This is a genomic window from Streptomyces sp. MUSC 14 (assembly GCF_001866675.1).
Classification (GTDB): Bacteria; Actinomycetota; Actinomycetes; order Streptomycetales; family Streptomycetaceae; genus Streptomyces.
Genome location: NZ_MLYN01000032.1, coordinates 79,884 through 86,145, shown reverse-complemented (window position 1 = coordinate 86,145; position 6,262 = coordinate 79,884). Strand labels below are relative to the sequence as shown.

5 protein-coding genes are annotated in these 6,262 nt (G+C 71.7%); 3 read left to right on the top strand and 2 right to left on the bottom strand.

Annotated elements, in window-relative coordinates:
• Positions 1-177: 177 nt before the first annotated feature.
• Complete coding sequence (locus BIV25_RS20990) at positions 178-516, bottom strand: hypothetical protein (protein ID WP_071373903.1); 339 nt, start codon at positions 514-516, stop codon at positions 178-180.
• Between the two features lie 153 nt (positions 517-669).
• Here BIV25_RS20990 and BIV25_RS20985 point away from each other — a divergent pair, with 153 nt between their 5' ends.
• Together BIV25_RS20985 and rodA are read left to right on the top strand one after the other, a co-directional pair.
• A complete protein-coding gene (locus BIV25_RS20985) occupies positions 670-2,403 on the top strand; it encodes a TIGR03767 family metallophosphoesterase (RefSeq protein WP_071373902.1) in 1,734 nt (577 codons plus the stop codon).
• Positions 2,404-2,511: 108 nt separating this feature from the next.
• The gene (gene rodA, locus BIV25_RS20980; RefSeq protein ID WP_071373901.1) at positions 2,512-3,711 is read left to right on the top strand and encodes a rod shape-determining protein RodA; all 1,200 of its coding nucleotides are present in this window, start codon (positions 2,512-2,514) and stop codon (positions 3,709-3,711) included.
• Between the two features lie 17 nt (positions 3,712-3,728).
• Here the strand turns inward: rodA and BIV25_RS20975 are convergent, their stop codons facing one another.
• Positions 3,729-4,676 carry a hypothetical protein gene (locus BIV25_RS20975; protein ID WP_071373900.1) on the bottom strand — a complete coding sequence of 316 codons (948 nt, stop codon included), beginning with the start codon at positions 4,674-4,676 and terminating at the stop codon, positions 3,729-3,731.
• A gap of 123 nt (positions 4,677-4,799) precedes the next feature.
• Between BIV25_RS20975 and BIV25_RS20970 the strand changes: the two genes are divergently transcribed.
• Positions 4,800-6,251 (top strand): FtsW/RodA/SpoVE family cell cycle protein, encoded by a 1,452-nt coding sequence (locus BIV25_RS20970; protein WP_079176773.1) that lies wholly within the window; start codon positions 4,800-4,802, stop codon positions 6,249-6,251.
• The last annotated feature ends 11 nt before the right edge of the window (positions 6,252-6,262 follow it).

Below are 6,262 nucleotides of genomic sequence, written 5' to 3'. Positions count from 1 at the left end.
AAGGCCCCCGCTGGACCCTCAAGGCCTAGCCCTGCGCCCGGTGTTGCCCGCACGGGCCGGACACAAGGACCGCCTCCTCACGGAGGCCGCACGCGCCGGGGCCGCACCCCAGTCCCCCGTCCGGTGCGGCCCCGGCGCATTCACTCCCGCCACGCGGTGCGGCCTCCCGCCCGCCCGTCAGCCCGTGCTGAGCCAGCCGGCGGTGAAGTTGCGGCCGCCGTTGGAGAGGGCGGAGACGGTGCCCTCCTGGACGCCGCTCATGTCGGCGAGGTCGCCCGTCCACAGCGGCCACGAACCCAGCGGCTTGCCGTCGGCGGTGGCGCCGGAGAACGTGCCGCGCGCCGGTAGGGGCGGCGGCCTCGGTGCTCTGTACTCATGGGAGGCGATCCTCCTGCGGTGACGGTGTGCCGGCGCGGTCCGTACGACGGTGCCGGCCCGCTGCACGGTGAGGTGGCCGCCGATGCGCGGGAAGGTTGCCGCGAAAGGTGTGCCTCCTGTCTTCCCTGTCCCCTGCACCCCCTGTTTCCTCCAAGTTTCCCTCCACCCCCTGGACACTCCCTTACTCGTCGGTAAGGCTCGCCCCGGCGTATCCGCCACAGCCGCCCCGCGCCTCGGGCGGAGTCTCAAGTACCGGCATGGACAGGGGGATTCATGAATGGGATGAACGGAATGAGCGGGATGAGCCGGCGGCGGTTCGTGGCGGGGGCCGGTGCCGCGGGGCTCGGGTCCGTGTTCCTGGCCGGGCGGGCCGTGGCGCGGGAGCGGGCGCTCGCCGAGAGTGCCGCGCGGGCCGTGCGGGTCGACGGGACCACGCTCCAGCAGGCCGCGACGGCGGTCGGGGACGGGGCGTACAAGCGGCTCACGGCCGGCCCCGGATGGCCCCTGGTGGTGCGGGAGGAGCTGCGCGGCGCCGGGAGCGGGCGCGACGGGCGGCGGACCGGGCTCACGTCCTTCGTGCAGTTCACCGACCTGCATCTGACCGACACCGAGTCGCCGGTGCGGTTCGAGTACCTGGCGCGGCTCATCGACAGTGCGCACCGGCCGCAGGAGACGCTGACCGTGCGCGGCGCGTCCTCGCTCGTCGAGCGGGTCAACGCGGTGCGGCAAGGGCCGTACACGGGGCTGCCGTTCCGGTGCGTGATGGCCACCGGGGACAACACCGACAACCACGAGCGGATCGAGCTCGACTGGTATCTGAGCGTCATGAGCGGCGGGCGGATCGTGCCGAACAGCGGGGATCCCGCGCGGTACGAAGGCGTCCAGAACTCCGGGAGCGGGCTGTACTGGAATCCCGGGTCCTCGGCCCCGGACGCCTACAAGGCCAAGGGGCTGCCCGAGATACCGGGGCTGCTCGGCGGTGCCGTACGGCCCTTCGACGCGCCCGGGCTGAGCGTCCCCTGGTACACCACCGTCGGCAACCACGACGACAGCATCGAGGGCAGCCTGCCCGACCTCGGGCTGCTGAACGACCTCTACACCGGGTCCCGGAAGGTCGAGGGGTGTGACGACGCCACCGCCGCACAGCTCGCGGACGCGCTGCTGCACGACCCCGGACAGGCCGTCGTACTGCTCGGCAAGCTGCTGGCCGGCGGCGGTGCCGTCCGTACCGTCACGCCGGACGAGCGGCGGCATCCGTTCACCCCCGCCGAGTTCGCCCGGGCCCATCTCGACACGAAGTACACCGGCGCGGGGCCCGTCGGGCACGGGTTCGGCCAGGACTCCGTCGACAGCGGGCGGCTCTACTACACCTTCGACCTCGCCGACGGCGTCCTCGGGATCAGCCTCGACACCACCAACCGCGCCGGATTCGCGGACGGCTCGCTCGGCACCGCGCAGCTGAACTGGCTGGAGTCGGTCCTGAAGGACAACAGCGGGCACTGGTACGACGCCGACGGGCATATGGTGCGCGGCGGCTCCGGCGGCCGGCTCGTCGTCGTGTTCAGCCATCACACCAGCGCCACCATGGGCAACCTGCTGCCGGACCCGTACCGGCTCTTCGAGGGGCGGCACGGCGGGGCGGAGGTCGTCACCCTGCTCCAGCGCTTCCCGAACGTCGTGGCCTGGGTGAACGGGCACACCCACACCAACCAGATCACCGCGCACGGGCACAGCGTCCCCGAGCGCGCCTTCTGGGAGATCAACACCGCCTCCCACGTGGACTATCCGCACCACGCCCGGATCATCGAGATCGCCGACAACCAGGACGGCACCCTCTCCCTGTTCACCACCCTCATCGAGTCCGCCGCCCCCTACCGGACCGACTTCGCCGACGTCTCCGACCCCGGCCTCGCCGCCCTGTACCGCGAACTCGCCTACAACGATCCGTACGCCACCCCCGCCACCCGTATCGGCACCTCCGCCGACCACAACACCGAGCTGCTCCTCACCGCGCCGGCCAGGTAAGAGAACGACACGTTCGGGCCCCGCACGCGGGTTCACTTGCAAATTTACGCAACTGCGCAGCTATCATTCCGGCACGGACAGCCAGCCAGACCGCCGGAGGCAGCTGACATGACCAGCGTGAAGAGCTTCTCCGTCCCGGGGTACGGGCCCGAACGGCCCCGGCTGACGCGGCTGTTCGCCCGTGACTCGGTGCTGCGCCGGCTGGACTGGCCGATACTGCTGTCGGCCCTCGCGCTGTCCTTCATCGGCTCGCTGCTCGTCTACTCCGCGACCCGCAACCGCACCGCGATCAACCAGGGCGACCCGTACTACTTCCTGGTCCGGCACCTGATGAACCTCGGCATCGGGTTCGCCCTGATGACCGGCACCCTCTGGCTGGGCCACCGCGCCCTGCGCAACGCCGTGCCGGTCCTCTACGGCGTCTCGGTCCTCGGCGTGCTGCTGGTGCTCACGCCGCTCGGCGCGACCATCAACGGCAACCGCAACTGGATCGTGCTGGGCGGCGGATTCTCGCTCCAGCCCTCGGAGTTCGTGAAGGTCGCGATCGTCCTGGGCATGGCGATGCTGCTGTCGGCCCAGGTCGACGCGGGCGACCGGACGTACCCCGACAGCCGCGCCGTGGTCCAGGCGCTGGGGCTGGCCGCCGTACCGATCATGGTCGTGATGATGATGCCGGACCTCGGTTCGACGATGGTCATGACCGTCACGATCCTCGGCGTGCTGCTCGCCTCGGGCGCGTCCAACCGGTGGATCTTCGGTCTGCTCGCCGTCGGGGTCGTGGGCGCCGTCGCGGTGTGGCAGCTCCATCTGCTGGACGCGTACCAGATCAACCGGTTCGCGGCCTTCGCCGACCCGAACCTGGACCCCTCCGGCGTCGGCTACAACACCAACCAGGCCCGGATCGCCATCGGGTCCGGCGGGCTGACCGGGCAGGGCCTCTTCCACGGGGCGCAGACCACCGGGCAGTTCGTGCCCGAGCAGCAGACGGACTTCGTCTTCACGGTGGCAGGCGAGGAGCTGGGCTTCGCCGGCAGCATCCTGATCATCGGCCTGATCGGGGTCATCCTGTGGCGGGCCTGCCGGATCGCGCGCGAGTCGACCGAGCTGTACAGCACGATCGTCGCCGCCGGGATCGTCGCCTGGTTCTCGTTCCAGTCCTTCGAGAACATCGGCATGGCCCTCGGCATCATGCCGGTGGCCGGCATCCCGCTGCCGTTCGTCTCCTACGGCGGCTCGTCCATGTTCGCCGTCTGGACGGCCGTGGGCCTCCTCCAGTCGATCAAGGTCCAGCGCCCCGTCCGGCCCTAGGGATGCGCACCCAGCCCTCACACCGGGCCCTCGGTGTTCTCGCCCAGGTTCACCGCCACGGCCCCGGCCCGGCCGGTCCCGGGGGCGGACGCCGTGTGCGTCCAGCCCCGGTCCGACGCGGTGCTGGTCCAGCGCCGGCCGTCGAACGTCACGGACGTGGCGTGCAGGGCGGTGGCGTGACAGACCAGCCACAGGGCGAGGGACCAGCCCGTGGCCGCCCGGTCGGGCGGGATCGGGTAGCTGACGCTGCCGCTGCCGGCCACGGACACGGCGGCCGGTGCCCCGCCGAACTCCCGCCGGACCGCGGCCGCGACACCGCTCTCGCCGCCCGGCACCGAGCCCGCCGCACCCGCCCCGTCGCCCCCGCCGGTGGCGCTCGCCTCGCCGGAGGCCGCCGGCGCCCCGCTCACCGTGCAGTTCAGCGCCGGCCCCTCCCGTCCCGTCAGCACGTCGGCCAGCGTCGCCGCCATGTCCTCGTGCTGGGCGTACGCCTGCGGGTACCCGCTGTGCTGGACCTGCTGCGCGGCGACGGTGACCGGCAGGCCGAGGTAGTCCGGCACCTTGACCAGCGCGTCGAAGAACCTGCCCGTCGCGTAGACGGGATCGCGGATCTGTGCGGGGGTGCCCCAGCCCTGGGACGGGCGCTGCTGGAACAGGCCGAGGGAGTCCCGGTCCCCGTAGCCGAGATCACGGAGTTTGGACTCCTGGATCGCGGTCGCCAGGGCGACGGTGACGGCCCGCTCCGGCAGGCCGCGGGCGTGGGCCACGGCCGCGATGGTCGCGGCGTGGGACGCCTGGTCCAGGTCGAGCGAGACGGCCATGCCGTCCGCGCCGTGCGCCGTGCACTCGTCGGAGGCCGTCGAACGGATGAAACGGACGGCGAGATAGCTCACGAGCGCCAGGACCACGCCCAGCCCGATCACGACCGCCCACGCCTTGCGGCGCCCCCTCCCGCGTGCCGCCACGTCGACCCTCCTCTTACCTGCCCCCGGCTACAGTTCAGTTGCGTTGTTGCGCAACCATATAACTCTGATCGCCGGGCCCCGGAGCGGGATGCGGGGCGGCGGACCCGATCGAGGGGGGAAGACATGACTGGTCGGCGTGGTCCGGCGAAACTGGCCGTACGGTCGAGTCGGTCGGGACGGCTGAGCGACCGGGGACTGGAGCTGGCCCTGCTGCTCGGAGCCGTCCTCATCTGCGTGTTCGGCTATGCCGAGACGGCACTCGCGCTCACCGGGAAACTGCCGCCCGGCATGGCGCTGACGTGCGCGGCCGCGACCGTGCTGCCCCTGGTGTGCCACGTCGCCGTACGCCGGTTCGCGCCGCACGCCGATCCGCTGATCCTGCCGCTGGCCACCCTGCTCACCGGCCTGGGGCTCGTCCTGATCCACCGGCTCGACATCGCCTACTCGACCCACTACAAGAACGCGGCGCCCGCGGCGTCCGGGCAGCTGATGTGGTGCGGCATCGCGGTGGCGGTGTTCGCCGGGACGGTGGCGCTGCTCAAGGACCACCGCAGGCTCCAGCGCTATCCGTACGTCACGATCGCCGTGGGCATGGTCCTGCTGATGGCGCCCGCGTTCTACCCCGGCGACGTCTACGGCGCCAAGCGGTGGATCTTCATCGGGCCGCTGTCCTTCCAGCCCGGCGAGTTCGTGAAGATCGTCATCGTGGTGTTCTTCGCCGGGTACCTGACGATGCGCAGGGACGCCCTCGCGCTCGCCGGACGGCGCCTGATGGGCATGTACCTGCCGCGCGGGCGGCAGCTCGGCCCGGTCGCGGCCGTGTGGATGCTCAGCCTGCTCGTCCTGATCTTCGAGCGGGACCTCGGCACCTCGCTGATCTTCTTCGGCCTGTTCGTGATCATGCTGTACGTCGCCACCGAGCGGACCAGCTGGGTGGTGTTCGGCGTCGTCATGTTCGCCGTCGGGGCCTTCGTCGTCGGCTCCTTCGAACCGCATGTGCACGGCCGCGTCGTCGCCTGGCTGCACCCCATGGACATCTTCCTGCCGCCCGACCAGCGCCCGGCGGGCCTGGTCTCGGACCAGGCGGCGCAGGCCCTGTTCAGCTTCGGCTCGGGCGGCATGCTCGGCACCGGCCTCGGCGCGGGCCACCCGGAACTCATCGGCTTCGCCGGGCGCAGCGACTTCATCCTGACCACGGTCGGCGAGGAACTCGGCCTCGCCGGGGTGACGCTGGTCATCCTGCTCTACGCCCTGCTCGCCGAGCGCGGCCTGCGGACGGCCCTGACCGTCACCGACCCGTTCGGCAAGCTGCTCGCCGCCGGTCTGGCCTCGGCGCTCGTGCTCCAGGTCTTCGTCGTGTGCGGCGGTGTCACCGGGCTGATCCCGCTCACCGGCAAGGCCCTGCCGTTCCTCGCCCAGGGCGGCTCGTCCATGGTCGCCAACTGGCTGCTGGTAGCCGTCCTGCTCAAGGTCAGCGACACGGCCCGCCGTCCCCCGCCGCAGCCGGCCGCCGACGTCAACGCCGCCGAGACCCAGTTCGTACGGCCGGTCCAGGCTCCCCATCCCCCTCGGTGACCGAGCGGAGC

Excerpts from the sequence above, each read along its gene's own strand:
- BIV25_RS20985 (WP_071373902.1), top strand. The coding sequence starts at position 670 with ATGAGCGGGATGAGCCGGCGGCGGTTCGTGGCGGGGGCCGGTGCCGCG.
- rodA (WP_071373901.1), top strand. The coding sequence starts at position 2,512 with ATGACCAGCGTGAAGAGCTTCTCCGTCCCGGGGTACGGGCCCGAACGG.
- BIV25_RS20970 (WP_079176773.1), top strand. The coding sequence starts at position 4,800 with ATGACTGGTCGGCGTGGTCCGGCGAAACTGGCCGTACGGTCGAGTCGG.